The 26,145-nt window shown below is 46.7% G+C and carries 23 protein-coding genes and 1 pseudogene; 9 read left to right on the forward strand and 15 right to left on the reverse strand.

The genetic code is table 11. The features are described from left to right. The first annotated feature begins 13 nt into the window (after positions 1-13). Entirely contained in the window at positions 14-1,108 is a 1,095-nt protein-coding gene (locus tag PDUR_RS26025) for a GerAB/ArcD/ProY family transporter (RefSeq protein WP_042208798.1), read from the forward strand. Between the two features lie 112 nt (positions 1,109-1,220). Here PDUR_RS26025 and PDUR_RS26030 read toward each other — a convergent pair whose 3' ends face one another. The 4 genes from PDUR_RS26030 to PDUR_RS26045 all read right to left on the reverse strand — a co-directional run bounded on the left by PDUR_RS26030 (position 1,221) and on the right by PDUR_RS26045 (position 5,650). Then, on the reverse strand, positions 1,221-2,357 hold the full coding sequence (locus tag PDUR_RS26030) for a type II asparaginase (protein ID WP_042208799.1): 1,137 nt from the start codon (positions 2,355-2,357) through the stop codon (positions 1,221-1,223). Between the two features lie 260 nt (positions 2,358-2,617). Next, a complete protein-coding gene (locus tag PDUR_RS26035; RefSeq protein ID WP_233277440.1) occupies positions 2,618-3,265 on the reverse strand; it encodes a histidine phosphatase family protein in 648 nt (215 codons plus the stop codon). Positions 3,266-3,373: 108 nt separating this feature from the next. Further along, positions 3,374-4,588, reverse strand: coding sequence for a chromate transporter (locus PDUR_RS26040; protein WP_042208801.1), 1,215 nt, complete (start codon positions 4,586-4,588; stop codon positions 3,374-3,376). Positions 4,589-4,759: 171 nt separating this feature from the next. After that, positions 4,760-5,650, reverse strand: a complete 891-nt coding sequence (locus PDUR_RS26045; RefSeq protein WP_042208802.1) for a LysR family transcriptional regulator — start codon at positions 5,648-5,650, stop codon at positions 4,760-4,762. Positions 5,651-5,797: 147 nt separating this feature from the next. On the opposite strand from PDUR_RS26045, the pseudogene PDUR_RS26050 reads away from it, so the two are divergent. Together PDUR_RS26050 and PDUR_RS26055 are read left to right on the forward strand one after the other, a co-directional pair. Beyond that, a pseudogene (locus PDUR_RS26050) lies at positions 5,798-6,538 on the forward strand (SDR family NAD(P)-dependent oxidoreductase). 264 nt (positions 6,539-6,802) lie between these two features. Continuing rightward, positions 6,803-7,423, forward strand: coding sequence for an NAD(P)-dependent oxidoreductase (locus tag PDUR_RS26055; RefSeq protein ID WP_042208804.1), 621 nt, complete (start codon positions 6,803-6,805; stop codon positions 7,421-7,423). Between the two features lie 273 nt (positions 7,424-7,696). On the opposite strand, the gene PDUR_RS26060 is transcribed toward PDUR_RS26055, so the two are convergent. Beyond that, positions 7,697-8,404 carry a DUF421 domain-containing protein gene (locus tag PDUR_RS26060; protein ID WP_042208806.1) on the reverse strand — a complete coding sequence of 236 codons (708 nt, stop codon included), beginning with the start codon at positions 8,402-8,404 and terminating at the stop codon, positions 7,697-7,699. A 127-nt stretch (positions 8,405-8,531) separates the two neighbouring features. Between PDUR_RS26060 and PDUR_RS26065 the strand changes: the two genes are divergently transcribed. Beyond that, positions 8,532-9,350, forward strand: coding sequence for a MerR family transcriptional regulator (locus PDUR_RS26065; RefSeq protein WP_052410413.1), 819 nt, complete (start codon positions 8,532-8,534; stop codon positions 9,348-9,350). Next, on the forward strand, positions 9,343-10,800 hold the full coding sequence (locus tag PDUR_RS26070) for an alpha-L-fucosidase (RefSeq protein ID WP_052410414.1): 1,458 nt from the start codon (positions 9,343-9,345) through the stop codon (positions 10,798-10,800). The genes PDUR_RS26065 and PDUR_RS26070 overlap by 8 nt, the downstream gene beginning before the upstream one ends. A gap of 94 nt (positions 10,801-10,894) precedes the next feature. On the opposite strand, the gene PDUR_RS26075 is transcribed toward PDUR_RS26070, so the two are convergent. Beyond that, entirely contained in the window at positions 10,895-11,797 is a 903-nt protein-coding gene (locus PDUR_RS26075) for an aldo/keto reductase (RefSeq protein WP_052410415.1), read from the reverse strand. 216 nt (positions 11,798-12,013) lie between these two features. On the opposite strand from PDUR_RS26075, the gene PDUR_RS28400 reads away from it, so the two are divergent. Further along, entirely contained in the window at positions 12,014-12,703 is a 690-nt protein-coding gene (locus PDUR_RS28400) for an RNA polymerase sigma factor (RefSeq protein ID WP_081949705.1), read from the forward strand. Positions 12,704-12,785: 82 nt separating this feature from the next. Here PDUR_RS28400 and dpsA read toward each other — a convergent pair whose 3' ends face one another. From dpsA to PDUR_RS26110, 5 genes are all read right to left on the reverse strand, one after another. After that, positions 12,786-13,667 carry a dipicolinate synthase subunit DpsA gene (dpsA, locus tag PDUR_RS26090; protein WP_042208808.1) on the reverse strand — a complete coding sequence of 294 codons (882 nt, stop codon included), beginning with the start codon at positions 13,665-13,667 and terminating at the stop codon, positions 12,786-12,788. A gap of 39 nt (positions 13,668-13,706) precedes the next feature. Next, positions 13,707-14,600, reverse strand: a complete 894-nt coding sequence (locus PDUR_RS26095) for a sensor histidine kinase (protein ID WP_407944258.1) — start codon at positions 14,598-14,600, stop codon at positions 13,707-13,709. An 11-nt stretch (positions 14,601-14,611) separates the two neighbouring features. Then, on the reverse strand, positions 14,612-15,409 hold the full coding sequence (locus PDUR_RS26100) for an ABC transporter permease (protein ID WP_042208810.1): 798 nt from the start codon (positions 15,407-15,409) through the stop codon (positions 14,612-14,614). Then, a complete protein-coding gene (locus tag PDUR_RS26105) occupies positions 15,402-16,325 on the reverse strand; it encodes an ABC transporter ATP-binding protein (protein ID WP_042208811.1) in 924 nt (307 codons plus the stop codon). The genes PDUR_RS26100 and PDUR_RS26105 overlap by 8 nt, the downstream gene beginning before the upstream one ends. 92 nt (positions 16,326-16,417) lie before the next feature. Next, positions 16,418-17,158 (reverse strand): response regulator transcription factor, encoded by a 741-nt coding sequence (locus tag PDUR_RS26110; RefSeq protein WP_233277441.1) that lies wholly within the window; start codon positions 17,156-17,158, stop codon positions 16,418-16,420. A 61-nt stretch (positions 17,159-17,219) separates the two neighbouring features. Here PDUR_RS26110 and PDUR_RS29560 point away from each other — a divergent pair, with 61 nt between their 5' ends. Next, a complete protein-coding gene (locus PDUR_RS29560; RefSeq protein WP_218918429.1) occupies positions 17,220-17,351 on the forward strand; it encodes a type 1 glutamine amidotransferase domain-containing protein in 132 nt (43 codons plus the stop codon). An 81-nt stretch (positions 17,352-17,432) separates the two neighbouring features. Here PDUR_RS29560 and PDUR_RS26115 read toward each other — a convergent pair whose 3' ends face one another. The 3 genes from PDUR_RS26115 to PDUR_RS26125 form a co-directional block, all read right to left on the reverse strand. Continuing rightward, entirely contained in the window at positions 17,433-17,873 is a 441-nt protein-coding gene (locus tag PDUR_RS26115; protein WP_042208813.1) for a DUF6526 family protein, read from the reverse strand. Positions 17,874-17,903: 30 nt separating this feature from the next. Next, entirely contained in the window at positions 17,904-18,242 is a 339-nt protein-coding gene (locus PDUR_RS26120) for a zinc ribbon domain-containing protein YjdM (RefSeq protein ID WP_042209740.1), read from the reverse strand. 82 nt (positions 18,243-18,324) lie between these two features. Then, positions 18,325-19,173 (reverse strand): helix-turn-helix transcriptional regulator, encoded by an 849-nt coding sequence (locus tag PDUR_RS26125; protein WP_042208814.1) that lies wholly within the window; start codon positions 19,171-19,173, stop codon positions 18,325-18,327. Positions 19,174-19,375: 202 nt separating this feature from the next. On the opposite strand from PDUR_RS26125, the gene PDUR_RS26130 reads away from it, so the two are divergent. Both PDUR_RS26130 and PDUR_RS26135 read left to right on the forward strand, forming a co-directional pair. Continuing rightward, positions 19,376-20,203 (forward strand): SDR family oxidoreductase, encoded by an 828-nt coding sequence (locus PDUR_RS26130; RefSeq protein ID WP_042208815.1) that lies wholly within the window; start codon positions 19,376-19,378, stop codon positions 20,201-20,203. A gap of 64 nt (positions 20,204-20,267) precedes the next feature. Then, a complete protein-coding gene (locus PDUR_RS26135; RefSeq protein WP_042208817.1) occupies positions 20,268-21,143 on the forward strand; it encodes an SDR family oxidoreductase in 876 nt (291 codons plus the stop codon). Between the two features lie 113 nt (positions 21,144-21,256). Here the strand turns inward: PDUR_RS26135 and PDUR_RS26140 are convergent, their stop codons facing one another. Continuing rightward, positions 21,257-26,134 (reverse strand): fibronectin type III domain-containing protein, encoded by a 4,878-nt coding sequence (locus PDUR_RS26140; protein WP_042208819.1) that lies wholly within the window; start codon positions 26,132-26,134, stop codon positions 21,257-21,259. Between the last annotated feature and the right edge of the window lie 11 nt (positions 26,135-26,145).

Here is a 26,145-nt window from a genome sequence, read left to right on the forward strand (position 1 = left end):
GGAGGGACATTACATGGCACAGGAGAAGATTAGCAGGTGGCAGCTCATTTCCATCATCATTTTGTTTGAAATCGGGACTACGGTGCTCTTCGGGTTACGTATGCAGGCCAAGCAGGATGAATGGCTGGCGATCTTGGCTGCGATGCTCGGCGGACTTGGGTTAATGTGGGTCTACACCAAGTTAAGCGAATATTATCCAAACCGAACGCTTGTCCAGATGATCCCCGAGATTGTTGGAAAATGGATCGGATATCCGCTGTCACTTATTTATATACTGAATTTTGCCTATGAGTCTTCACGGGTATTACGAGACTTTGGGGAACTCATCGTGCAGACGATCTTAACGGATACGCCGATCCTAGTGGTTATGGCAGGGTTCATCCTCAGTATCGTCTACTGTTTGCGCGGCGGACTGGAAGCACTCGGACGATTAGGAGAAATATTGTTTCCGGTTGCCTTTCTTTCCCTTGTCCTGGGGTGGATTCTTATCTTCGCTTCCCAAATCCATCATTTTGAATATGTAGAACCCGTGTTCTCGAAAGGGTTAAGACCGATATTGAGCGCGGTATTTCCCTTCCTTATCGTATTTCCGTTCGGCCAAACGCTGCTGTTCATGATGTTTACCATCAATTCGAATGACCGCAGCAGCATCAAAAAAGCGGGGATGATTGCGGTTCTTGCATCTGGCATCATACTATCGTTAAATATGCTGGGACTCATTTCCGTATTTGGTCCTACGGTTCTTGAAGAAACGGAATTTCCTCTGTATACCGCTATAGGCATGGTTAGTCTGGGGGATTTTATTATGAATCTGGATGCGCTTGCGATTCTGATGATGGTGCTGGGGGGATTTTTTAAACTAGGGGCTTTTATGTATGGTACCGTACTTGGAACTGCGCAGCTGTTCAAATTGGAATCCTATCACTCCATCCTTATTCCATGGGGCATGATTATTCTGGCGTTGTCCCTTATCATTGCGTCTACTTATAAACAGCATATAAATCTTGGCTGGAGCATATCCATTCCTTATATCTTTTTCCCGCTCTATATCGTAATCCCCATTATACTGTTGATCATTGCCGCTATTCGTAATATGAGGCGCGGATGAGTAATAGACAGGACCCAATAGAGAGATTGATTTCCACAAAAATAACCGGGGCCATCCCATCGTCATCTTGTCGATGATTGCTGGAATAGCCCCGTCTGCTTAGAGACTCAAATTAGTATTCGTCAAAGAAGGATTGGATCACTGCCGGATTCTTGGATTTCGTCAGAGCCAGCATTAGTAGAATGCGGGCCTTCTGCGGATTCAAGGAATCCGAGGAGACAAAGCCTGACTTATCGTCATTGGCGGAATGAGTAACGACGCCGCTGCCCGTACGTGTAGAACGGACAACCACAACGCCCTTGCTCACTGCCTTCGCCGCACCCTTTTCCGAGGCCGTGGACAGCGAGCCGTTGCCGCTGCCGGCTACGACGATTCCCTTGGCGCCCGCGTTGATCGCGGCGTCGTACAAATAGCTGCCGTTATTCTGGTATTCGTACAGAATATCGACCTGAGGCAGCTCGGTCAAATTGGAAACGTCGAATACGGTGTTTACCGTATGTTTACGCGTGACTTCGTTATAGAATTGAACCTTGTCGCCGGAGACTACGCCCAGATAGCCTTGTTCCACTGATTTGAACGTATCCGTTCCCGTCGTATTTGTTTTGGTGATATAGCGGGCTGCGCCGATGCGGTCGTTCAGTTCAATCATGACGCCCTTGCCGCGGGATTCCTTGCTGCTTGCGATTTTCACTGCATTATACAGGTTGAACGGGCCGTCTGCGCTGATCGCCGTGGCAGGACGCATCGCACCAACCACAACAACCGGCTTGTCGCTCTTGACGACGAGGTTCAGGAAATAGGCGGTTTCCTCCAGCGTATCCGTTCCGTGCGTTACGACAATGCCATCTACATCTTTTGTGGCGAGCAGCGTGTTAATACGTTTGGCCAGTTTAAGAAGAACCTCGTTGTCTATATCGGGGCTGCCGACATTGGCAATCTGCTCGCCGCTCACATCGGCAATCTGCTTCATTTCGGGAACGGCATTGATCAAAGTATTGATGCCGAGCGCCCCCGCCGTATAGCCGGTTACATCCGTAGTGGAGGCAGAGGAGCCTGCAATGGTCCCACCGGTTGCAAGGATTGTGATGTTTGGCAGAGCGGTATTAACGGCGGCGATTTGCGGGCTGGTAGATACAATCTTACCCGGAACCTCGGAGGCCCAGACGGAACTCATTGTGACAGGAATCAATAAGGCAGCCGACATTAAAGTAAGGCCAATTTTCTTCTTCAAGTTAGTAGATAATTTCATGTCGTTCTTCCTCCCCATTATGTAAAGTAAAAGTTATTGACCTACAGCCAGCCATAACTTTGTTATTCGGTGCTGCCCCCGGCCCCTCCTTTCTCATACGTAAGAAAACCTGACAAAAAGGAGTGAAATATACTCACAACTTGCTAACATACTTGCTATTTTGAATCTTATTATAAAATAGTCATGAAATATGTGTCAATTTATTTAATTTTTTATGAATATTTTTTTAAAAATCTCTCCAAAAACTGCCGGCGAGTATCCTACTCAGCAGTCCGTAAACTCAATAGCTCTCCTAAGGTAATTCGGCCGGCAATTTCGTATCCATTACCCTGACCACCCGGTTTCACCACAACGATACCCAAGTTGGGAATTTCCCCCAAACCAATCCCTGGAGGGAAGCTGTGCGCGACGATCACTTGGTTGGTTCCGGAAGCCGGTGCTTTCTCCAATACAGAAGTCAGAGCAGTCAATGTATCCTCTCGCTCTGATGGGGTTATGTCACCGCTTAATCGATAAATTTTAATCCAGAACGGATCGGTCTGAACCTTTCCTTCCCCAAAAGCCAGTTCGGCCGTTTCCTTGGTACGGCAAAAAGGACTAGCCAGCACCGGAGATTGAACGGGGATTTGTAATCTGCGGAGTGCCTCCCCAAGAGCGGCAGCTTGTCTTCTGCCTTCCCCGGAAAGATTTCTTTGGGTCGAACAATCCATGAAGACAAGATCGGGCCGGTCTTCTCCTACCGTGGCTTCACCATGCCTTATATATAGAATATATCCGCCCTGACGGAGCGACTCGAGCAGCGATGGGTTTACCGGCCCGGCTGTTGCCGTATTTCCTGCCGCCCCCGCTATTTGCACCGGAGTCAGAAGGAGTAAACAAAGCATACATAGACAAACTAACCTTTTCACCTCTACCTCTCCTTTCGCTGAGAACCCTTTTTCTAAGGTGTAGTATGCGCAGGAAAAAAATAAAAAACGGGTGATGAACGCTAGACGTTCTTTCACCCGTTCTTGCGATTACATTAGCCCCAGCAGCATTCCTCCCGCAGCACCGGTTAGTACAACCACCCAAGGCGGAAGCTTCCAAAAGATTAGCATCACAAACAGTATGACGGCCAGTGCGAAATCCATCGGTTTCAAGATGGCGCTAGTCCACAACGGATCGTATAGAGCGGCCAGCAAAATGCCAACCACAGCCGCATTAATCCCTACCAATGCCCCTTGGAGTTTCGGACTGTTCCTTATCCCGTTCCAGAACGGGAGCGCACCGACAACAAGCAGAAATGCCGGCAGGAAAATACCGATCGTGGCGACCACCGCTCCTGTGATCCCTCCGGCCATAGCCCCAAGATAGCCTGCAAAAGTGAACAATGGTCCCGGGACCGCTTGCGCAGCTCCGTAACCCGCCAAGAAATCCTCTCGGCTCACCCACCCTGTAGGAACAACCTCCCGCTCCAGAAGCGGGAGTACGACATGCCCCCCGCCGAACACCAAAGAACCGGAACGATAGAAGCTGTCAAACATCGCGAGCCATCCAGCTTCCCCTGCTTGTCTGAGAAGCGGAAGTGCCGCAAGCAGACCAACAAATAAAACCAAACAGAAGACCGCAAAGGCCCGGCTAACCGGAATTTGCAGGTCCGGTATCCCTTCCGCCGCTTTCTTTCGGTACAGCCATAAGCCGATAACCCCGGCAGCAATAATGATAAGCACCTGACTGTAAGCGGTATGCCAAGACAACGCAACCGCTGTGGCAGCCACGGCGATGGTTGCTCTACCCCGATCAGGTGTGAGCTTCTGCCCCATCCCTAGAACGGCATGAGCAACAATCGCTACAGCTACGATCTTCAGTCCATGAATCCACCCTGCACCCGTAATATCATAACCTTGAAGCAAAAAGGCAAACGCAACTAACGCGATGACAGACGGCAGTGTGAATCCCAGCCATGCTACGAGACCTCCAATTAGTCCCGCTCTTAACACTCCGATGCCAATTCCAACCTGGCTGCTGGCTGGACCGGGGAGGAACTGGCATAGGGCTACAAGGTCGGCGTAGCTTCGTTCGTCCATCCATTTTCGGCGGCGGATGTACTCGTTATGAAAATAACCAAGATGGGCGATGGGTCCTCCAAATGAGGTGAGTCCCAGTTTAGTGGAAACCTTCAGCACTTCCATAAGAGCCGAAAACTTCCCTTTTTGAGCATATTCCGGTACCTCTTGCTGATTCGTATCCATATGTACGGATTACTCCTTCTCCTTAGTTGGTTCGTAAAAGAGCTTAAAATTGAAAATCGACTCTATTCTATGCCATATGCCTATCCTAAACCAGTCCTTTTACAGAAAATTTACAAACGGTTTCATTAGGGATTATCCGGCTCCCTCAAACTTCGTGCAAATCGCAGCCCGTTATTCCTGTTCACTTTGCAGTTCTTCTCTAAGAAAATGATACAACCTATACCCTGCGGACTTCAAAGCATGTCCTGTCGTTCTACAGAGTATGCCAAAGGTCATCTCGATCAGACTGCCGCTCATCGTGCGCATGACCGTATTGGGCGGAACCGGATTAACTGTAATTTTGGGTACCAATGCAATGCCAAGCCCGCTCTCCACAAAATACTTCAGCGCCGTCATACTGCCGATTTCCATCGTGTCCAGAGTAATTCCTCCCGTTTCCTGCAAAACGACTTCCAGCTTGCGGCGGTAAGGACAAGTCGCGGATGTAATGAGCAGACGATGGTTCTGAAAATCTTCAGGCGCAATAGACGCCTTATGGGTAAGCGGATGCTCTTCCGGCATTAACACTACAAATTCCTCTTTGAACAGCGGCTCGAACAAAAGCTCAGAACCCAGATCCGGCGCGGAGCAGAGAGCAAAGTCTATATCGCCCTGTAGCAGCTTCTCGCTTAGCAGCGGTGTATTGCCAAATTCCACGGAAACCCTTACTTTCGGATATTGGGCCAGAAACGATTTGAGTATGCCGGGTAAACGATAGCTCGCCGTCGGCTCGGTCACACCTAATAGAATATGCCCCGCGGTTCCCTCAAGCAGTCCCGCCATGTCATCCTGCAGCTGCTCCATATTTTTAAGGATAGGCAAACTCTTCTCCCAAAAAAGCCGGCCCGCTTCCGTCAGTTGAATCTTCTTGCCGCGCTCGATCAGTTGGACACCCATGTCCGACTCAAGCTTTTGAATCTGCATGGTGACGGTAGACTGCGCATAATTCATCTCTTCCGCCGCGCGGATAAAGCTGCCGTGTTCCACAATTTGGTGAAAGGTCTTCAATGTTTTGGCGTCCATACTTCCCCTCCTATATCCCAAAGTTCAAATAAATTGAACGATTCATTGATTTTATTCAATTATACAAAACGCCCATCCTCCCTTACAATCATTCTTGCAGATAGGTGTATAAGCAAATCAATTTACCAAAGAGCAGGGGGAATTGTAGTGAATTTACACAACAGAGTTGTGTTAGTGACTGGCGGAGGAACAGGGATTGGCAGAGCCGCTTGTCTGGCGCTCGCGGGCCGTAAATCTATCATTGCGGTCAATTATTCACGTTCCAGGGACGAAGCATACGAGACGGTAAAGATGATCCAAGAGAAAGGCGGCACGGCCATCGCCATTCAGGCTGATGTCTCCAAAGACGCGGAAGTACGCGCCATGATCGAACAAATTGTCCAGCAGTTCGGGACGGTGAATGCGCTCGTCAATAACGCTGGGATTACATCGCATATTCCTCTCTATGATTTGGAAGCGGCAACGGAAGAGATATGGAATGAACTTTATGATGTGAATGTAAAAGGAATGTTCTATTGCGCAAGAGCGGCAGCTCCCTATTTCAAAAAAGAAGGTCAGGGCGCCATTGTGAACGTGGGCAGCATAGCGGGACAGACCGGCTCCGGATCCTCCCTTCCTTATGCGGTCTCCAAAGCTGCGGTTCACGGACTCACGAAGTCCTTGGCCCGTGCCCTGGCACCGGAAGTTCGGGTCAACTGCGTTGTACCGGGAGCCGTTGCCACCAGATGGTGGGCAGGCAAGGAAGAACAGATGCAGTGACTAGCCCCCAATCTGCTTCTTCAGCAAATCTCCACACCCGAAGACATTGCCGGGTTCATCTGCGCCGTACTGGAACAAGAATCCATGACCGGGCAAATTATTACGGTGGACAGCGGACAGACACTGTGAGAACGAAAATTTACAGGGAACGGCTCCTGCTGTTCTGATGAAAATAATGTTTTAGACGCCCATACTGCTAACGCGGCACCATCAGATGATGAAATAAAGTTATTTCAGGATAGACTGATCCACTATAGGAAACAGCGGCGATCTAAGAACTGAATATACAGTCTTAGATTGCCGCTGCTATTTTAAGTTTTATTCAACTAACGTTCCCCGATAGTTGAAAAAGACGATATAATAACTTTTATTCGCAAAAGGAGGTTCGTTCTTATGAATATTTTAATTTTAGGTGCAACTGGACGAGTTGGAAGTCAAATAGTTACTTATGCCCTTCATGACAGACATCATGTTACTGTATTAGCTCGCACTCCAGAAAAGATTCAAATAAATAATAAAAATTTATCTATTCTTCAAGGTAATGTTTTAAATAAAGATGATATCGTACGTGCAATGCATGGGATCGATGTAGTTATTAGTGCACTAAATACTGATGGGACAACCACTCTAACAGAAAGTATGCCACTAATTATCGAAGCAATGGAAAACGAAGGTATACAACGAATTATAACTATAGGGACTGCAGGTATCCTGCAAAGTAGAACCACCCCAAATTTACTGCGTTATCAGTCAAGTGAATCAAAGCGCAAATCAGTCCGTGCAGCGAAAGAACATCATAAAGTTTACGATATGCTTAAACAATCAACACTAGAATGGACTATTGTCTGTCCTACGTATTTGCCTGATGGAGAAAGTATAGGTAAATATCGTGTAGACCGTAATTTTTTGCCTGAGGGTGGAGTTGAAATATCCGTGCCGGATACAGCAGAATTTACATTTAGCCAGATAAAATCTAGTGATTATATAAAATCACGTGTAGGTATCGCCTACTAATAATATTCTTATACTATTTCTTATTTGACTAACCCGTTTGTTGAAAAAGAAAATGAGTTGCGGCAACAATCCCTGCTCTTCAACTAAAGCGCCCTTTCTGGAAAATTTAACATCTCTTTTTTAACTATACTCCCCGTTAGCTTAACACCCGCCGCCAGTCTATAACTTTATTCATCGGTCTTCTGCATAACAATGACCGCCCCCATGAAAAGGGGCGGTCATTGTGCTAGTTTATTGGCGGCGGGGTCCCGCGCACTGCCTAACTTAACCCATTCATTCTTTATCAATGGGTTTTTGGATGCCGTCTTTATAAAAATCAAAAACGAGCTGCTGCTGCGTTCCTTTTACGGCATAGAACACGTCGGATATCCGTTTTCCCCTGCGCCGGAGTTCGTTTTCCAACCACTTCTTGGTCAGTCCGTTATTCTCCAGGTTTTTTTCTATAAGCACTCCATCCATGATCAGTTCAACCGGAAAAGCTTGAGCGTTCGGGCGAAGCTTCATATCCTTTTTGGTTACATATTGATACTCGTCTTTCTTTAATACCGACACCGTTCCGTTATCCTCAAGAACCGCATAATTTACTTCCTCTATGTTAAAAATTCCTTTTCCCCTCAATGCTTGATCCAATGAATCCATCGTATATCTTACACGTCTCATGTTCTCTTCAAGAATTTTCCCGCCTTCAATCAGCGTGGTTGGAGAACCGGATATCCAGCTTCTCATTTTGCGGCTCTTCAAGGCAATGACGGATAAAAGAATGGATGTAATGGTAATGACAATAAGCGACAATGCCACATGTGACCATTGCAGCTTATCATTGAACGCCAAGTTAGCCGTAATGGACCCAAGTGTAATCCCAGTCACAAAATCATGAAACGTCATATTTGAAATCGTCTGTTTACCGAGTACTTTGGCTGCCAATAAAAGCAGCAAAATAGCAAAAATGGTGCGAAATAGAATATCTATGTAGGCTTGCATCTCATGCTCCCTCCTTAAGCTCTCATTATTTCCATACCGGGTTGAAAGAAAACATGCTGCACTGAACGAGGATTGTTAAAGCCCTTGCTCGTTACGTTACGTAATGAAATACAATGGGGAATAGGAGGTGGGACGCATAGACAGCACAAATAAAACCTATTCGGTCGGCGAACTGGCCGCGGTAACCGGTGTAACTGTACGAACCCTTCAGCACTACGACAATATCGGGCTTTTGCCGACACCCGGCCGTACCGATGGCGGACGGCGTTATTATACCGAGGAAGACATGCTCTGTTTAGAACAGATCATCTTTTACAAATCTTTGGGACTTTCCTTAAAAGAAATACGTGACAAGGTGGTTAAGCGCCCTACGTTATCTCAAATCAAGCAAATATTGAATGAGCATGAGGTTGTACTCTATAAAAAAATAGAAGACGCGCATGCAAGCATCGCTGCAATCGAGGCATGCCGGACGGCCATCGCTGCGGGAAACTACCCGTCGTGGCAGCTGCTGACCGGGTTTATCCGATCTTTACAGAACAGCAGTCTGATCGATTGGGGCCAATACACATTTAATGACGACCAGAAGGAAGTCCTCGGCAAACGATTTACAAAAGAACAAGACGCCTTCGATTTGTATCATACATGGAGAGTTCTAGCCTTGAAAGCCGCGACTCTTGCCAAGTCCGGGGCGTCGCCGGATGATCCGGCTGCGCAAGACTTGGCCGCAGACTGCTGGAAAATGGTTCTGGAGGTAACCGGAGGCGATGCCGATCAAATCGATACTTTTGCACAGGTTCAAGGAGACCGGGCAGCATGGCCTGAAGGAGACCGCGATCTCATGGATGCGTCACAAGCCTTTATCGACCTGGCGGTGAAGCACTATTTAGCATCCAGACCCTCAGACATCGATGAAAACAGAGGAGGCTCGAAAATAAATGAATAATACAACCTATCAACCAACCAAGGAGTCCCTGAATACTCACCCGGTTCCAGAATGGTTCGAAGATGCCAAGTTCGGAGTGTTTATCCATTGGGGACTATATTCGATCCCTGGTTTTGCACCCTTGGGCAGTTTAGCGGAGACGTTGAAGGTCGATTATGACCGGGCAATGCTAAACTACCCCTATGCCGAAGGCTATTGGAATGCGATCAAGGACCCTAATACCCCATCCGCTCAATACCATAAAGAGAAGTATGGCAGCATGCCCTACCAGGGATTTCAACAGATGTTCATAGACGGACTGAAAAAATGGGACCCTTCCGCTTGGGCAAAAATTTTCAGCGACGCCGGCGCAAAATACGTAGTAATCGTGTCCAAACACCATGACGGATATTGCCTATGGCCTACTGAGGTTAAAAATCCGCATGAGCAGGACTGGTTTAGCAAGCGTGATATTATAGGTGAATTAGCTGAAGCTGTACGAAAGGAAGGCATGCGCTTTGGCATATACTATTCGGGCGGAATTGACTGGACGTTTCGGCGAAGAATTTCAAGGACGTTTATGGATTACTCGTTCTCCACACCTGGCGGTGATTATCCGGCATATGCTGATGCCCAAGTCCGTGAGCTGATAGAGCGGTATCATCCGGATATTTTATGGAACGATATCTGCTGGCCGACCAATCAGGACATGCTGTTCCGTTTGTTTGCCTACTATTATGATGTTGTTCCTGATGGTGTGGTAAATGACCGATGGAAACATGCAAGTTCGAGCAGCAAGTTCATGAGCCTGAAACCTGTACGGGCAGCGCTTGACATCATGATCAAGCAAATGTTAAAGAAAAATCCCGATATTCACTCTGCCCTTGTACAACCTCCCATTCCCCATAGCGATTTCGCTACGCCGGAGTATACGAAATACTCGGATATCCAAGCAAAAAAATGGGAGATGACGCGGGGAATCGGAAATTCATTCGGCTATAACCGCAATGAACGCGATGAAAACTACGCTTCCTTTGAGACATTATTATTAGATTTTTTGGATGCGGTGTCTAAAAACGGTAATTTACTGCTGAATGTAGGTCCTCGTGGTGAAGATGCACAAATACCCGTTGAGCAACTAAGTAGATTGTCAAAATTCGGATACTGGCTGAAGCAGAATGGGGATGCCGTCTATGGTACACGGCCTTGGATAAGATCGGCAGCCGTCACCGAAACAGGAGAGGCTATCCGATTTACTACAAAGGACAATCATCTTTACCTGATGATCCTGGGCAAGCTCAGCGGATCGAAAATAAAAGTAAAAGAAGTATTCATAGATGGCGAGGCATGCCTTCTTGCTGATGGCAGTCCGGTAATGATAGAACGAAACGGCGACGACATGGTCCTTACCTTTACACGGCAGCTTGATCATCTATTTGCACCTGTTGTCCTTATACAGAGTATGCGATAGGGTTAACCTAGTTCTGCTCCAGCAGTCTTCTGCTGGAGCATTCTTCTTGCAGCACGCTACAACGGCTAAATTTAATTTTTTCCAGACATAGTTATTACCACAGCGTATAACCGGCTTCTATAAGGATTTTATACCACTGTTCCCTAGTCATCTGCACGCCGTCTACCGATTTTATGGCCCGCTCAATCCGCTCCTTGTTGCCGGTACCCAGTACGATGGCGGGATTTGATGCGTGCCTGAAGATCCACTTATACACGACCTCATCGATATGTTCCAGCCCAAGCTCCTGCCGTATATTTTCCAGTACGTTTTTCATATTTTCCTCAGCCGCATTAGTGGGATTAAAAATCCTTCCGCCCGCCAGAGGCGACCAAATCATCGGGGAGATGCCTTCTTTCAGGCAATGGGTCATTGTGCCGTTATGATAATTCTGGATGCCCAGCGGATGCAGCATGAATTGGTGAGTGACGAACGGAACATCCGTATATTTTTGCAAAGTGTCAAACTCAAGCGGACTATGGTTGGATAAACCAAAATATTTGACCTTCCCCTCATCCTTAAGCTGCTGGAGAGTTTCATTAAGCTCAGACGGATCGACCAGCAGGTCGAACATATGAATCAACAGGATGTCAATGTATCCGCATTTCAGCTTATCCAAGGACTCGTTAACCTGGGCCAGGACGTATTGTTTATCCGTGTTGAAGAATCGGGTCTTAACATTGGGGTTTTTGGCATTCGGGACACAGATATCACATTTCGTGACGATTTGTATTTTCTCCCGCAAGGTTGGTTCCAATTGCAAAGCTTCTCCAAAAAGCGCTTCGTTCCGATGATCGCCCCCATAAATATCCGCATGGTCAAAGGTTGTAATACCCCGCTCAATACACCATTCGATAAACTCTACTACTTGCTTGACGCTGAGTTTCCAATCATTCATCCTCATGCATCCGACGACCAGTTTGGAAATGGAAAGCTGCTCGTTTAATTGAATCTTCAACAATGTCACCCGCCTTGTAGGGAATATACAAACTAAATTCGTTCTGATTATACACCCCGGAGAAAGCGATTACTTTAAATGTTTTCAGGTTTTATTTTTAAAAACTTATAGTGAAAAATGAAAACCGATATAACCATTAGAAAGTGTCCCTTTGGGCTCGCTTCGTTTGTTATACATGTGTAAACTTCATCTTCAGTAGAGGGGGTGCTTAAGATAATGCACAGAATTAAACGGGTTCAGGCGGGCGAGATTCAGGATTACACTTATATTGTAAAGAAGTACCAGCATCAGATTTTCGTGTACTGTTGGCGGCTGCTGGGCAACGAACAGGAGGCGGAAGACGCCGTTCAAGACATTTTGGTCAAGGCATTTGAGAAAATCAATATGTACAAGCCGACTGTCAGTTTCTCCTCCTGGCTCTACAAAATGGCTTATCATCACTGCCTGAACTTGATCCACCGAAAGAAATTGCAACAAAAATTTAAGGTCGGTCTATTCACCCAAAACATGACCACTGACAGCGCTGCACAGGTTATTGAGAGCCAGCTTTTCAGTGAAAAGCTGTTTATGAAGAAGCTGAACTGGAAGAAAGCGGACTTCACTTTAGCCCGGTATGCGAAAGGGAAGGACTATGTTAATATTTCCGTCGGAAGAGTCAACCCGGATTCCAAGCTGACTGTCATCCAGAATGATCAGGATTCGGCTGAAAAGCTGACAATTAAAGGAACCGAAGCATTTTACATCAAGTCGGGTAAAACAAACCAGCCAACAAATACACGCAAAAACTGGCTTGGATGGAAAGATGACAACAATCATTTACTCTACGAAATTAATGATAACAAGGATAGTAAGCTGTCCAAGCAGGACCTGGTGAAAATTGCGGAGGATGTCCTTACAGCCCATTGATTCACCCCACAGTCTCAAAAAAGAACACTTGGGTCCGCCTAAATGACGAATCCAAGTGTTCATCCGCCAATATTACTTTGTATTACGAATAGTCACTGATCAACAATTGACTTATGGCATCGGCCATAATACAGCCTGCTGTCCTTGGGGCTACAATTCCTGGCAGTCCTGGGGCGAGAATGGCCTTAATACCGTATTTCTCAGCGAAAAGGAAATCTGTTCCTCCCGGTTTTGAAGCTAAATCGATTATGAGTGTAGAACGTTCTATATTAGATATAATATTCTTTGTCACTACCAAAGCCGGGATGGTATTGAACAAAATGTCAGCATCCTGAACGTGGTTGTGCAGTTCTTCTATGTAAAATGGGGTCAGCCCCATTTCCCATGCACGCGCAAAAAGGTCAGGTTCACGAACCCCTACCTTCACCTTTGCTCCAAGTCCTTTTAATGTTCTAGCCAATGTCAACCCAACCCGTCCAAGCCCAAGTACAACATTAATAGAGCCGTGAATTGTGAAATCCGTATTTTGAATGGCCATCATAATGGCGCCTTCCGCTGTAGGGATCGAATTGAAAATGGCAACATCATCTCTAGCAAACAATTCAACCAACTTGATCTTGTACATTTCGCAGGAGTTCTTTAAATATGCATTGGCCGCCCCCGAAATAATCATTCCATCATTAGGGATAGATTCAAACACATCAGCCGTTAATTTCAATTCATCCGTTGAAAAGGTGGATGCTATCCCCCCATTCACATCCGTTCCACTTGCAGGCAGAATCACTATCCGTGATTGTTTAAACCATTCTGTAGACATCTTTACTTTTTCGACGCCAGGGAATGATTCATTCATATTTTCAAAACCAATTATCTTTACAGTTGCATTTAAATCAGATAATTTCTTAATCACTTCAAGCTGCCGGTTATCTCCGCCAACAATGAGAATTTGAGTACCCGTAAGCATGGCTATTGTCCTTCTTTCCAATTTTTCGTGACAATTCATTCATAGCGGAAGTTCAACTCTTATTTCGAGGAACCCGTCTTGTATGGATGCACTTGTGCTGCCGCTCATCTGTTCCGCCAATAGCCTAACGATAGACAAGCCCAACCCTGTACTATTACTTCTTGCTTTATCGCCAGTATAGAAACGATCAAACAGCCGCTTCACATCTATTACGGAAGGATTGTTCACAGGATTTTTAAACGATAGGACGGCTTTGTCTGCAGCCAGCACACGTACTTCTATATCTCCATTTGAGTGCTGAACACAATTACGAATTAGATTTTGGATAATCCTCGTGACCATTTCTTTATCGGCAAGGACAAATATAGGCGGTGTTTCCTCAAATTGTACAGCCAGGTTGTTCTGTTCCAATGTGGGAACTGATGCCGCCAGGCATTCTGCCACAAGATTTGTAAGGTTAATTCGTTCGATATGAGGTTCTGGTTCCGTGTTTAGGAGATAGGAATACTCAAAAAAGTGTTCGATCAACCGCCCCAATTCATCAGCATGTTTTTGGGCAATGTGAAGCTTCTTTTGCTGATCGCCCGATAAATCACCATTTTCCATAAGCTGTTGATAACCTTTTATAGCCGTAAGCGGTGTCCGTAAGTCATGGGAAATATTTGCGATTAGTTCCTTAAAGTTCTTCTCCTCACGAATGCTTTTAAGACGGAGGGTTTCCTCCGCCTTTAGGCTTTTGTTGATATTGATAGCCAAAGTATTAAGCTCCCTGCTCAGGAGTTCCAAACGGATAGGTTGACGTGTATGTTCAGTCAGCCGTTTGTCCAACTGCCGGTTAATGTTACGCAACTGCCGCTGAAGAAATACGATATATAAGGCGAGCAAAAGAATAAGAACGATCAAAGTGCCCGCCACAATTGTCAACGCGTCCACCAACCTTTCAGCTACTTAATTTCCGTTGTTCTGAATGCGCTGTATGTGACAGCAAGCATTACAATCATAAATATCAAACTAACAGCGATTGCCCTGACCATGTCCCCCGTTCCCGTATCCAGTGTCACATAAGCGTAGTTCCCTCCATAAGGCGTAGAGGAGAAAATACGATCAAACACCGGAGAACTATCGCTTAATCTCATTAACTGCGCACAAATAAATGAAAATCCATAATAAATAGCAACCACGAAGATGGGCTTTTTAAGCAGGAAGGCAAGGGGGACACAGATACTCAATTGCGCCACATACACGATCATCAAGGTCAATATAACAGCGAATAATTTCCATGTTTCTGATGCAGACAAAGCTGTACCATCCTCTGATGTCAGGACATGCAGGAAGCCCACGGCTACGGAGCCCATACTGAACTCGGAGCCTGTGCTAAGAGCAATACCCGTTATGATGGCGTAAGGGAGCAGGATGAATGCCAAGGCAAAACCCAATACGGTTGCCTTACTAAGAATGACAGTACCCCTGCTGTAGCCATTTGCAATCGCATCATGGATGGTTTTATTATCGAAATCACTACAGATACACATGCCTGCAATAACACCGCCGAGAATGCTTATCATGTTTATATCTGAGAACATGAACCCGATTCCTGTCATGCTGGCTTCAATCTTACCCTGTGGTATAAGATAGGCCATCACGGCCATGGCTACCGCACTTGCAGTTGTGATTCCCAATAGAATCTTAATTGACTTTGATTTGTACAATTTAAATAAATCCGCCTGAACCAAATTAAGCATCTTGATCACCACCTATAACAGAAATAAAGTAGTTTTCAAGCGTATCTCCCTCGATAGAAAATTTCGTAACGATAATCCCGTTCTCATAGATAACCTTTGCCACTAAATCCTTTTTATCTAAATAATCGTATAGTTTAACCGTCTTATCCGGCATGACCTTGAAATTAGCGGTATTCAGCTGCATCTCCAATACGCTCGTCAACTTTTCCGGCTGGTCGCAGCTAATATAGATGTAATGCTTGCAGTTTTCTTCAAGCTGCTCAAGGGTGAGGGTTTGCTTGATCTCGCCTTTATGGATAATAATATAATTCGTTACAGTCTGATATAGCTCCGGCAAATTATGACTCGAAATTAAAATAGCCATTTGCCGTTCTTCGCACAACTTCTTCAGTAGATTGCGAATTTCAACGACGCCTAATGGGTCAAGTCCATTGATTGGCTCGTCCAAGATCAGTAACTCAGGGCTGCCAAGCATGGCGATCGCAATACCTAACCGCTGCTTCATGCCTAGTGAAAAGTTTTTTGCATGCTTATTTCCTGTGTCAGCCAGTCCGACTAGTTCTAACAGTTCATCCTCAATCTCCTTGTTGGGGACACCACGCATCATTCTGTGAAGCTTGAGATTTTCTTTCGCAGTCATATTGGGGACAAATCCAGGATTCTCGATCATGCAGCCCAGCCGCTTCCGCTCATTCTGCAATGCGCGCTCACCACTATGACCAAACAGTTCAATGCTGCCCGCCGTGGGAAAAGAAAGCCCGGCCAGAAGGCGCATTAGTGTTGTTTTTCCTGCGCCGTTCTGCCCGATTAAACCGTATATTTTACCGGATTCCATTGTAATCGACACATCACGAAGCGCAAGAACACCGTGGTAGCTTTTCGTAAGGCTGTTTGTTTTCACAACATATTGCTTCATTTTGCTCACCTGTCCTTTCTGACTTCAGGTTAATTTCCATTGGTTTAGAAAAGGTTAAGTGCAGCAAAAGAATAGTCAAGAAACAGATCATTTCATTCTTTGTATAGACGATAACCGAGGCCCCATACCGTTTCGATATATTCTTCATTCGGATTTGCTTTCTTTAGCTTATTACGCAGATTGCTGATATGAGTCTTGACCGCATTATCATCACCGAGGTATTCGTCTCTCCAGACCGATTCATAAAGATTCGATTTGGTAAAAACCTTGCCGCCATGCTTGAGCAGCAGCTCCAATATCATATATTCCTTTGCCGTCAGCTCCATTTCAATGTCGCCCGCAGTAACGCGCTTTGTATTGTCGTCGAGCGCCAAATCCTTATACTGAAAAACCTTGCTTCCTTGTATTTGCTTATGAGAACGCCGCAGATTGGATTCTACTCGTGCCACAACTTCGCCCAGATCAAAGGGCTTTGTGATATAGTCATCCGCGCCCAGCTTCAAAAGATCAATTTTCGTGCCAACCATATCCTTTGCGGAAATGACAATAACAGGGGTTTCAGAAAACTTCCGCATCTCTTTAAGTATTTCATCCCCGCTTTTATAGGGAAGCATAATGTCAAGTAATATCAAATCATAGGAGTTGTTTTGGATTTCCTTTATTCCATCAACGCCGGTAAAAGATGATTTCACTCTATATCCTGCATAGGTCAATGCTTCTGCCAGCATTAGATTGACATCTTCTTGATCTTCAATAATCAGAATAGTCATCATTAAAAACCACCTGATTCCTTTCTGTTTTTCGGTTTCCTTTACAAAATCACCTTTTTTCATAGTATAACTAGAATGTATAAACAGTAAATAACTAATCATATGAGGCTAGGAGAGAAATGCGATGAGCCAGCAGAAGAGAATTCTCATTCCTTTGCCGTCACATGATTTTGATACCACTGAAGTCGTGGTGCCTTGGCATCGATGCAAGGAGGCGGGGATGCAAATCGTCTTTGCCACGCCGGATCAAAACTAAAGGGCACCCTTGTCGGATGCCCTGCGATCTGGGAAAGGAGTCCGAGAAAGCGAGTAGTAATGCACTCTATTCCTTAGCTCCCTAGATTCTATAGTCGTCGCTTCTCCACTTCTGGATCGATTTTTTAATCGCATCAGGTGACAGCTGATCTGCCGCCGCCTTCTTGCAAAGTGCAGGAAATTCCTCATCGGAGGCGAAGCGCAAAGCTACGATTTGTTTTACACTAAGCCTCGGGTCCGGCAGCTGTTGAGTCAAGACATAGTGCCGGAGATTCTCTTCGGCTCGTATCGCCCGGTCCTGTGCTTTTAAAGGATAAGAACGAACGATTAGAAAAATAACGATAAACATGATAGAAATGATTAGAAAAAGGACTGCAGGAAACACCTGATTCCCCGCTATTAATGATCTCACCAGTTCAACTACAGCAGAGATAAACAATCCTGCGGTCAAAAGGGTAAGCAAAATGTGAAAAAGAGGATGTATCCTGCTATGATTGCTATAGTTTTGAGATTGCTGACTCATTTTTCTCCCCCATTGTATGGTTTATCGGCGTTATGCCTTTTTTACAAATTCAGATTTCAAACTCATAGCTCCAAACCCGTCAATTTTGCAATCAATATCATGATCCCCATCAACTAAACGTATATTTTTCACTTTTGTACCTACTTTTAGGACGGATGAACTTCCTTTTACTTTAAGGTCTTTGATTATGGTCACTGTGTCACCATCGCTTAAGATATTCCCGTTCGCATCTTTGATAATCTTCTGATCTTGAGCAGTCTCGGGCTCCAATAAAGTCCACTCATGAGCACATTCCGGGCAAACATAAAGACTTCGATCTTCATACGTATATTCGGAATTACATTTTGGACAATTGGGCAAATTAGACAACATTTCATTCCTCCATTCGTTATATACATATACATACTAACATATCATAACGAACTTGCAGCAATAAACTTACACTTCCCCATCAAACTCTGACTTGAGAAAACCGGTCCAGCTTCTCCATCGTGCCGGTATTGGCTTGCGGGGTGAACACCGTCATGATCATGCTGTGATCCTCGGCCAGCGAAAAACTGCTGTAATCCATACTCAGCACGCCCAGCCTTGGATGATACAGTTCTTTTCTCCCTTCGGGGCTACGGATCACTTCATGCTGCGGCCACCACATTTCAAATTCCTTACTTGATTTCAATAGCTGCTCCACCAAATCGTTGTACCAAGGATCGTCCGGGAACTTTCCATAGAAGCTCCTGAATTGAGCCAATTGCCCCTTCGCAATACTCTCCCAATCAACGAACAGCTGCCGGTACTCTTCCATCATGAACATCCGCCAAACGACATTACGCTCTCTATCATTCATGTCGTCCCTGTATCCAAACACCTCGGCGGCTATCCGGTTCCACGCCACAATATTCCACCGTCTCCCGACAATATAGGCCGGAAATCGATGCAGTTCGTCAAGAATTAACCTGAGTGCCGGAGAGATCATCTCGCTGCTGCCTGCGTGCGATTCCGGATCGCCAGGAAGCCATTGACCGGCTAAGGCAAATAGATAGCTTCGCTCGTCCTTATCCAGCTTGAGCGTTCGGGACAGGCTCTCCAAGACCTGCTCGGATACGCGAATTTCACGTCCCTGCTCCAAGCTTGTATACCATGTCAAGGAAATCCCCGATAATGCCGCGACCTCTTCCCTGCGCAGACCGGGAGTGCGCCGACGCGTCGAATCACTTCGGAGTCCGGCCTCCTGAGGTGACAGCCGCTTTCGCCTTGTCTGTAAAAAATCTGCAAGCTCCTTGCGTCTGATCGAATCTTTCATACAAATCCTCCTAATCCAAAACGGGCAGCATTTATCCTACTATATTAACTGCTACCATCACGAGCGATACGAGAAACTGTCTTCTTCCTATTATACATTAAGTCCCATAATATGAGCTTATGCACACACGGCAGCTATAAGAAACCCCTTCCCCACAAGGCGAAAAGGCACAATTATGCTCACAGGAGGCGCAAATCCATCCATGATCAATATTGAGGATAAAATCGTTTTGGTGACAGGCTCCACAGACGGAATCGGCAAACTAACCGCCACCCAGCTCGCGCAAGCAGGCGCTACCGTTCTACTGCACGGCAGAGATCGCGAAAAATGCGCCGCCGTCGCAAAAGAGATTACCAAACGGACAGGCAGCAGCAAGCTGCGGACCTATTTGGCTGATTTCTCCTCCCTCGCCGAGGTTCGGCGCATGGCGGAAGAGATCCGCAATCAAGAAAGCCGATTGGACATTCTGATCAATAATGCGGGAATCGGTTCGGGAAAGCTCTCGAATAAAAAAAGAGCGCTTAGCAAAGACGGCCACGAGCTTCGTTTTGCCGTCAATTACCTGGCGCCCGTCCTATTAACTCAGCTTCTGCTTCCCGCTGTACGGGCAGCCGCACCTGCGCGTATCGTCAACGTTGCTTCCATCGGGCAGAAGCAGATTAATCTCAATAATGTCATGCTGGACCACGGCTACGATCCATTCGAAGCCTATAAGCAGAGTAAGCTCGCCTTAATCATGTATACTTTCGAGCTGGCCCAGCAGCTCAAGGCGGACCGCATTACTGTAAATTGCGTGCACCCGGGGTCTCTGCTCAATACAAAAATGGTACGCGAGAGCATTCCCTTCGGGTTCGGTAGCCCCAAATCGGGAGCGGATGTACTCTTCCATCTGGCTTGTGCAGCCGAGCTTGATCAAGTGACCGGGCAATACTTCGACAAGAAGCAGCCGGCCCAGGCAGACATTCAAGCCTACAACAGCGATTTCCGCCGCAAGCTATGGGCATACACCGAAAATTTGATCGCGCAATGATAACCGCGCCCGATCGTTCAACGTAACATTTTGCAACTTATAAATTCATTATTGGAGCGTGGTCATGTTGGCACAAGGTAATGTTAAGGGAACAATGTCGGTTTTTATTACAGGAGCGACTGGAGGAATTGGCTCCGCATGCGTCAAGCAGTTGGCTCAAATGGGAGTTCGCGTCTTCGCGGGAGTGCGCGATACAAAGCGGGGCGAGCAGCTTCGGGCGTCAACTTCATCTGCGGTGATCCCAGTCCAAATCGACATCACAGATCAAGCATCCGTACAATTCGCTTTCGAGGAAGTGGCGAAGACTGTCGGAAACGATGGGCTGGCCGGACTGATCAATAATGCAGGCTGCATGGTGCAGGGCCCTTTGGAACTGCTCACTATGGAACAAATCAAGCAGCAGTTTGAACTCAACGTTTTTGGACAAATTGCGGTAACCCAGGCATTCCTTCCCCTGCTGCGGAAAAATGGCGGGAGAGTCATCAACATCGGAGCCGTTACGGGAAAAACCTCACTGCCCTTCTTCGGCGCACTGTCCGCCTCCAAGCACGCGATGGAAGCTATTACCGACGCGCTCCGGGTTGAATTAAAGCCTTGGAACATTCACGTAGCCATGATTGAGCCGGGCGCTATCGAAACCGCTATTCACGAAAAAGCCCACGACTCTTCCGCCCGGTCACTAAAGGAGGTTACGTCCGACCGACTTGCCTTGTACCGAGAGGCACTGACACAGTTCGAATCGGTTATCGCCAAGCAGCCTTTATCCCCTACCGAAGTGGTCGTGAACGCCATCATTCACGCCCTAACGTCACCCAAACCCCGTACCCGTTACGCTGTGGGCAAAGGCGCACGCATGATCGTAGCCCTGGGCCGTTTCCCGGATAAGCTTCGGGATAACCTATTGATCAGCAATCTTGGGTTACGGAAGACTCATGGGTGATAGCGGAAGGGGTAACAATCTTTACTGGGCGAAATTTCTTGTTCCTCAGCGAGGAATTCTGAATTTCAATAAAAATCCCTTCGAACCATCGAAGGGATTTTTTCCAATACCTTTTATTTCTGGATTTTAACTACCTTTTCACCGATCACCAGTATACCGTTGACATATCCTCTAAAGTGCAAAGTAACCTCTGAACCCGTCCAATCAAAATCGGAACGTTCGAATTTGAATTGGCCGAGCTTTGCCTGCTGGTAATAGCCATTATTACTGTTAAGGGCCTTCACACCATTTACGGTAGCGGTATTCAGATCGAATCCCTGACTGTTGTATCCATTCGGCAAGTCTACACGAACAGTAAACACGCCTTTATTGCCCTTGATAATATTAGGAGTCACCGTTATGGAAGCTGGAAGGTAAACCGTAAACTGTTTTTGCAATGTCGTGCTCAGCCCTACACCATCTGTAACGGTAACCGTAACAGTGTAAACTCCCGGTTTGTCGAATACAATTTCGCTGCCATTCGTTACGACCTGTTCCGCCGCTCCATCCGGACTGGAAACCGTCATCTTCTCGGATACTACACCTGAAAGAGCATCGGTTGCCGAGTAGTTCAACTGTAGCGTCGCTCCGGCCTCAGCCTCTTTGCTAAGATCCATCGTGACGACCGGCGCAGTTCTATCGATTTTCACCTCGACCTTATTCGCAGCCTCGATGTTGCCGGCCATATCGGTCGAATAGAAAGCAACCTTGTGGATCCCTTCATCACTGACCGTGAACGTGCTTCCCTTGACATATGCCGAGCCGTCGATCGAATAGAACGTTTTGGCTACGCCGCTAAGAGTATCCGCTGCGGTTAATTGGACGGTCACATCTCCTTTCGTCCAGGCTGCAGGAGCGTCAGCAGTGGTCACGGGTGCTGTCTTGTCGAGCTTCACTTCGACTGTGTGTGCCGCTTCCTTATTACCCGCTTGGTCAACCGAGTAGTAACTGATTTTGTTAATACCTTCGTTGTCTACCGTAATCGAATTGCCTTCGTTATAATCGGATCCGTTGATCGAGTAGAACGTTTTGGCTATCCCGCTGAGATTGTCTGTTGCAGTCAATGTCAGTACATCCGTTTGCTTAATCCATTCCGGGATGTCACTTACCTTGGTGTTTGGCAAGGTTTGATCAATCTTAACGTAAATCGTCTGCGGTGCTTCCGTATTGCCTACTTTATCCACTGAGTAGAAGGAAACTTTATTTACACCTTCTTTGTCCACCGTTACAGAAGCTCCCGCCGTATACTCGCCATCGTTCAGAGAATAGAACGTGTTCGCGACTCCCGTTTCGTTATCTGTTGCCGATAAGGAGATAATCTGGCTCAGGTTCGTCCAACCGGCGGGTGCTTCTGCTTTCGTCACCGGTGCTTCCGTATCGATAATAAGCTTGGCGATAACGGTGTTTGACGGTTCCGATTCACCAAACGAGTTGCTGTACGATGTCACATAGTATTCATGATCCTTATAGGACAAATCCGAAACCGTGAAAGACAAGTTGTTTAGGTTTTGCGTCAGCAAAACCGGTTTGCCGTCAATGAGTTCATATATGTTATAGCCGTTCGCGTAGGTGACGAAATTCCAGGAAATCCGGGCACTCGTGTCGCTTAACAAATTAATGGAGGCAACCGGAGGCTGCATGACCGGGAAAACAATCGTCTTGGATACTCGATTCGAAGGAGCAGACTCTCCAAACCGAGTGCTGTACGCAGTCACTTCATACGAATGCGATTCCTCTGAAAGGTTATACACTTTGTAGCTTAAAGCCGTTCCCTTATAGATTAACTGCCGGTCACCGCCAGTCACATCGTAAACATGATATTCGTTTGCCCAAGTGACCGACTGCCAAGAAAGCGTAATATTGTTGGCATTAAATACGGCCCCTGCCAGGACTGGAGGCTGAACCACTGGCCAGGTCAACGTGAACTGGAGCTCGCCGCCTTCTGCCGATTCTCCGAAACGATCGCTGTAGGAGCGAACAACATAAGCGTAATCGCCCTCTGGCTGGTTCGTAAACGTAACGGCCGTTCCGGTTTGAGTTTTTTTCAGAACTTCTTGTCCGTCAATCACTTGATACAACTTATAGCCCGAAGCATAGGTAGTGGCATCCCATCTCAAGGTAATGTCATTTCCGTTCGTAATACTTTGCTTAAAGCCGCTCGGCGCTTGCATGACCGGCCAGACCAACGTGAAGCTAAGCTCGCTGCCTTCTGCCGATTCTCCGAAGCGGTCACTGTAGGAGCGTACCACAAAGTTGTACTCGCCCTCCGGCTGGTTCGTGAGTGTGACAGCTGTTCCGGTCTGCGATCTCACCAACACTTCCTGTCCGTCAACAACCTTGTAAAGATTATAAGCCGTTGCGTAGGTAGCGGTATTCCATTTCAAGGAAATGTCATTTCCGTTCACAATACTTTTCGTAAAATTACCCGGTGCCTGCATAATTGAAGGAAGGATCGTTAAGGTCACCTGACCTCCTTCGGGTGATTCTCCGAAACGGCTGCTTACGGCTTTTACGATATAGGTGTGATCACCTTCCTGTACCTTCGTCTGTGTTGCAGTCAGACTTGTTACCGTATTCTTTAGAACTTTCTGTCCGTCGACAAGCTCATAGACTTTATAAGAGTTCGCGTAGGTTACAGCTCCCCAAGTTAACACGACGTCGTTTCCATTCTGGATTTTATATGCCAGATTACCCGGGGCGGCCAATGTAGGATAAATCAGCGAAATCGTGACTTCAGCTGCTTCCGGTGACTCGCCAAAGATCGTGGAAACAGAGTTGATCTCATAAACCAAGGTGCCTTCCGGCTGGTCTCTATAAATCACGGAACTGCCGGTTGCCGTACTTTTCAGAACCTTTTGTCCATCAATGATTTGATAGATTCTATAGCTCGTTGCGTAATTCGCCGCCGTCCATTTTAAAGTGATATCATTACCGTTCGTTATGGTGTAGGTCGGGTTTGTCGGAGCTTGCAGCGTTTGACCACTCAGCGTTACCGTAATCCGGCTGCCTTCCGACGACTCGCCAAAACGGGTTGAAACCGAATGAACTTCATACGTGTAATCACCCGGCGGCATGCCGGTATACGTAACGGTTAAGCCGCTTACCGTACTTTTAAGCACTTTTTGACCATCCACGATCTGGTAAACCTTATAGCTTGTCGCATAGTCGGATGCAGCCCAAGTCAAAGAAAAATCGGTCGCATTTTTAATCGTTTGGATCAGATTGGCCGGCGGCTCCATGGTCGGAAAAATGAGCGTAAAGGAAACCTGGGTTCCTTCCGCCGATTCCCCGAACCGGGTAGAGAAGGAATGAACTTCATACGTATAATTCCCTTGCGGCTGATTGGTGTAAGTGACAGTAGTGCCGGTTACCGTGCTTTTCAATACTTTTTGTCCGTTAATAATTTGATAGACTTTGTAACTGCTGGCGTTTGCCGAAGTCTCCCAGGTCAGGACCACATCATTAACGTTTTTGAGCGTATAGTTAACAGCGGCCGGCGGCTCCATTGTTACGGAGCTCAGAGTAACTGAAACCTGACTTCCTTCCGCTGATTCCCCGAAACGGGTAGAGAAGGAATGAACTTCATACGTATAATTCCCTTGCGGCTGATTAGTGTAAGTGACAGTAGTGCCGGTTACCGTGCTTTTCAATACTTTTTGTCCGTCAATAATTTGATAGACTTTGTAACTGCTGGCGTTTGCCGAAGTCTCCCAGGTCAGGACCACATCATTAACGTTTTTGAGCGTATAGTTAACAGCGGCAGGCGGCTCCATGGTTACGGAGCTCAGAGTAACTGAAACCTGGCTGCCTTCCGCCGATTCCCCGAAACGGTCACTATAGGAATGTACCTCATAGTGGTAATCCCCGGCCGGTTGGTTCGTATAGGTGACAGCTGTTCCGGTTACCGTGCTTTTCAGTACGAGCTGCCCGTCGATGAGCTGATAGATTTTATAGCCTGTAGCATTTGAAACGGTACTCCATGTTAAAACCACGTCGTTGACGTTTTGCAGTTTATAAGTTAGATTGCCGGGTGCCGTCATAGTGACATCCCCGACAGTTACCGTTAAACGGCTTCCTTCCGCCGATTCGCCAAAACGACTGCTGTAGGAATATACCTCATATACATATTCTCCAGCCTCTTGATTGGTAAAGGAGACGGTTGTACCGGTTACCGTGCTTTTTAATACTTTTTGACCGTCAGCTTGGATTTGATAGATTTTATAGTTCGTGGCGTAACTGACTGCATTCCATTTCAGGTTGATGTCGTTGACGTTCGCCAGGCTAAACGTGAAGTTGCCTGGAGCGGCCATGACTGGAAGGACGACATTAACGTCGACAGGTGCGGATAGAGGAGATTCACCAAAGGCGGAATTCGCCGCACTAACCGCGTACGTAGCTGTTCCCATTGGAGCATTGACGACTGTATATGTATGTGTTGCCTGGGATTTTATCAAGGTTCTTTGTCCATCAGCTTGAACTTGATAAAGATTGTAACTTTGGGCATACGCAGAAGTGGTCCAGCTCAGGACAATATCGTTGCCGTTTTGAATCGTGTAAGTCAAGGTTGGCGCCGTCATGTCGGGATAGGTGATATTCACCGTGATTGGCGCGCAGGGCCCTGACTCTCCGTCCGGACTTAAGGTTGAAACCACATAAGTATATGAACCTTCCGGAAGACCGTTAATGGTAAAGGAGGTCGTTGTCATTGTCCCCCGCTCGATCAGTTGGCCATCCGTAATCTCATACACCTTATAACCAGTAGCCCCAAACACGGAGCTCCATGTCAGCTTGACATCGGTTGGTGTCAGGAGCTGATAGGAAAGATTGCTTGGAGGCAGCACGTTATTGTTTGTCTCAGCCGCAAACACATTTAGAGCGGGAAACAAGACCTGGACCATAAGCATCATCGAAACCAGGAAAGAAAGTCTTTTGGAGGATTTACGTTTTCTCATGTGTTCCTACC

The organism is Paenibacillus durus, assembly GCF_000756615.1.
Classification (GTDB): domain Bacteria; phylum Bacillota; class Bacilli; order Paenibacillales; family Paenibacillaceae; genus Paenibacillus_AQ; species Paenibacillus_AQ durus.

What these genes read in the sequence shown, in the direction of transcription:
- PDUR_RS26140 (WP_042208819.1), bottom strand. Translation starts at nt 26,134, where the DNA reads ATGAGAAAACGTAAATCCTCCAAAAGACTTTCTTTCCTGGTTTCGATG.
- PDUR_RS26130 (WP_042208815.1), top strand. Translation starts at nt 19,376, where the DNA reads ATGATCAATATTGAGGATAAAATCGTTTTGGTGACAGGCTCCACAGAC.
- PDUR_RS26060 (WP_042208806.1), bottom strand. Translation starts at nt 8,404, where the DNA reads ATGCAAGCCTACATAGATATTCTATTTCGCACCATTTTTGCTATTTTG.
- PDUR_RS26125 (WP_042208814.1), bottom strand. Translation starts at nt 19,173, where the DNA reads ATGAAAGATTCGATCAGACGCAAGGAGCTTGCAGATTTTTTACAGACA.
- PDUR_RS28400 (WP_081949705.1), top strand. Translation starts at nt 12,014, where the DNA reads ATGCACAGAATTAAACGGGTTCAGGCGGGCGAGATTCAGGATTACACT.
- PDUR_RS26030 (WP_042208799.1), bottom strand. Translation starts at nt 2,357, where the DNA reads ATGAAATTATCTACTAACTTGAAGAAGAAAATTGGCCTTACTTTAATG.
- PDUR_RS26105 (WP_042208811.1), bottom strand. Translation starts at nt 16,325, where the DNA reads ATGAAGCAATATGTTGTGAAAACAAACAGCCTTACGAAAAGCTACCAC.
- dpsA (WP_042208808.1), bottom strand. Translation starts at nt 13,667, where the DNA reads ATGCTTACGGGTACTCAAATTCTCATTGTTGGCGGAGATAACCGGCAG.
- PDUR_RS26115 (WP_042208813.1), bottom strand. Translation starts at nt 17,873, where the DNA reads ATGAGTCAGCAATCTCAAAACTATAGCAATCATAGCAGGATACATCCT.
- PDUR_RS26040 (WP_042208801.1), bottom strand. Translation starts at nt 4,588, where the DNA reads ATGGATACGAATCAGCAAGAGGTACCGGAATATGCTCAAAAAGGGAAG.
- PDUR_RS29560 (WP_218918429.1), top strand. Translation starts at nt 17,220, where the DNA reads ATGAGCCAGCAGAAGAGAATTCTCATTCCTTTGCCGTCACATGATTTT.
- PDUR_RS26045 (WP_042208802.1), bottom strand. Translation starts at nt 5,650, where the DNA reads ATGGACGCCAAAACATTGAAGACCTTTCACCAAATTGTGGAACACGGC.
- PDUR_RS26055 (WP_042208804.1), top strand. Translation starts at nt 6,803, where the DNA reads ATGAATATTTTAATTTTAGGTGCAACTGGACGAGTTGGAAGTCAAATA.
- PDUR_RS26070 (WP_052410414.1), top strand. Translation starts at nt 9,343, where the DNA reads ATGAATAATACAACCTATCAACCAACCAAGGAGTCCCTGAATACTCAC.
- PDUR_RS26025 (WP_042208798.1), top strand. Translation starts at nt 14, where the DNA reads ATGGCACAGGAGAAGATTAGCAGGTGGCAGCTCATTTCCATCATCATT.
- PDUR_RS26110 (WP_233277441.1), bottom strand. Translation starts at nt 17,158, where the DNA reads ATGAAAAAAGGTGATTTTGTAAAGGAAACCGAAAAACAGAAAGGAATC.
- PDUR_RS26135 (WP_042208817.1), top strand. Translation starts at nt 20,268, where the DNA reads ATGTTGGCACAAGGTAATGTTAAGGGAACAATGTCGGTTTTTATTACA.
- PDUR_RS26100 (WP_042208810.1), bottom strand. Translation starts at nt 15,409, where the DNA reads ATGCTTAATTTGGTTCAGGCGGATTTATTTAAATTGTACAAATCAAAG.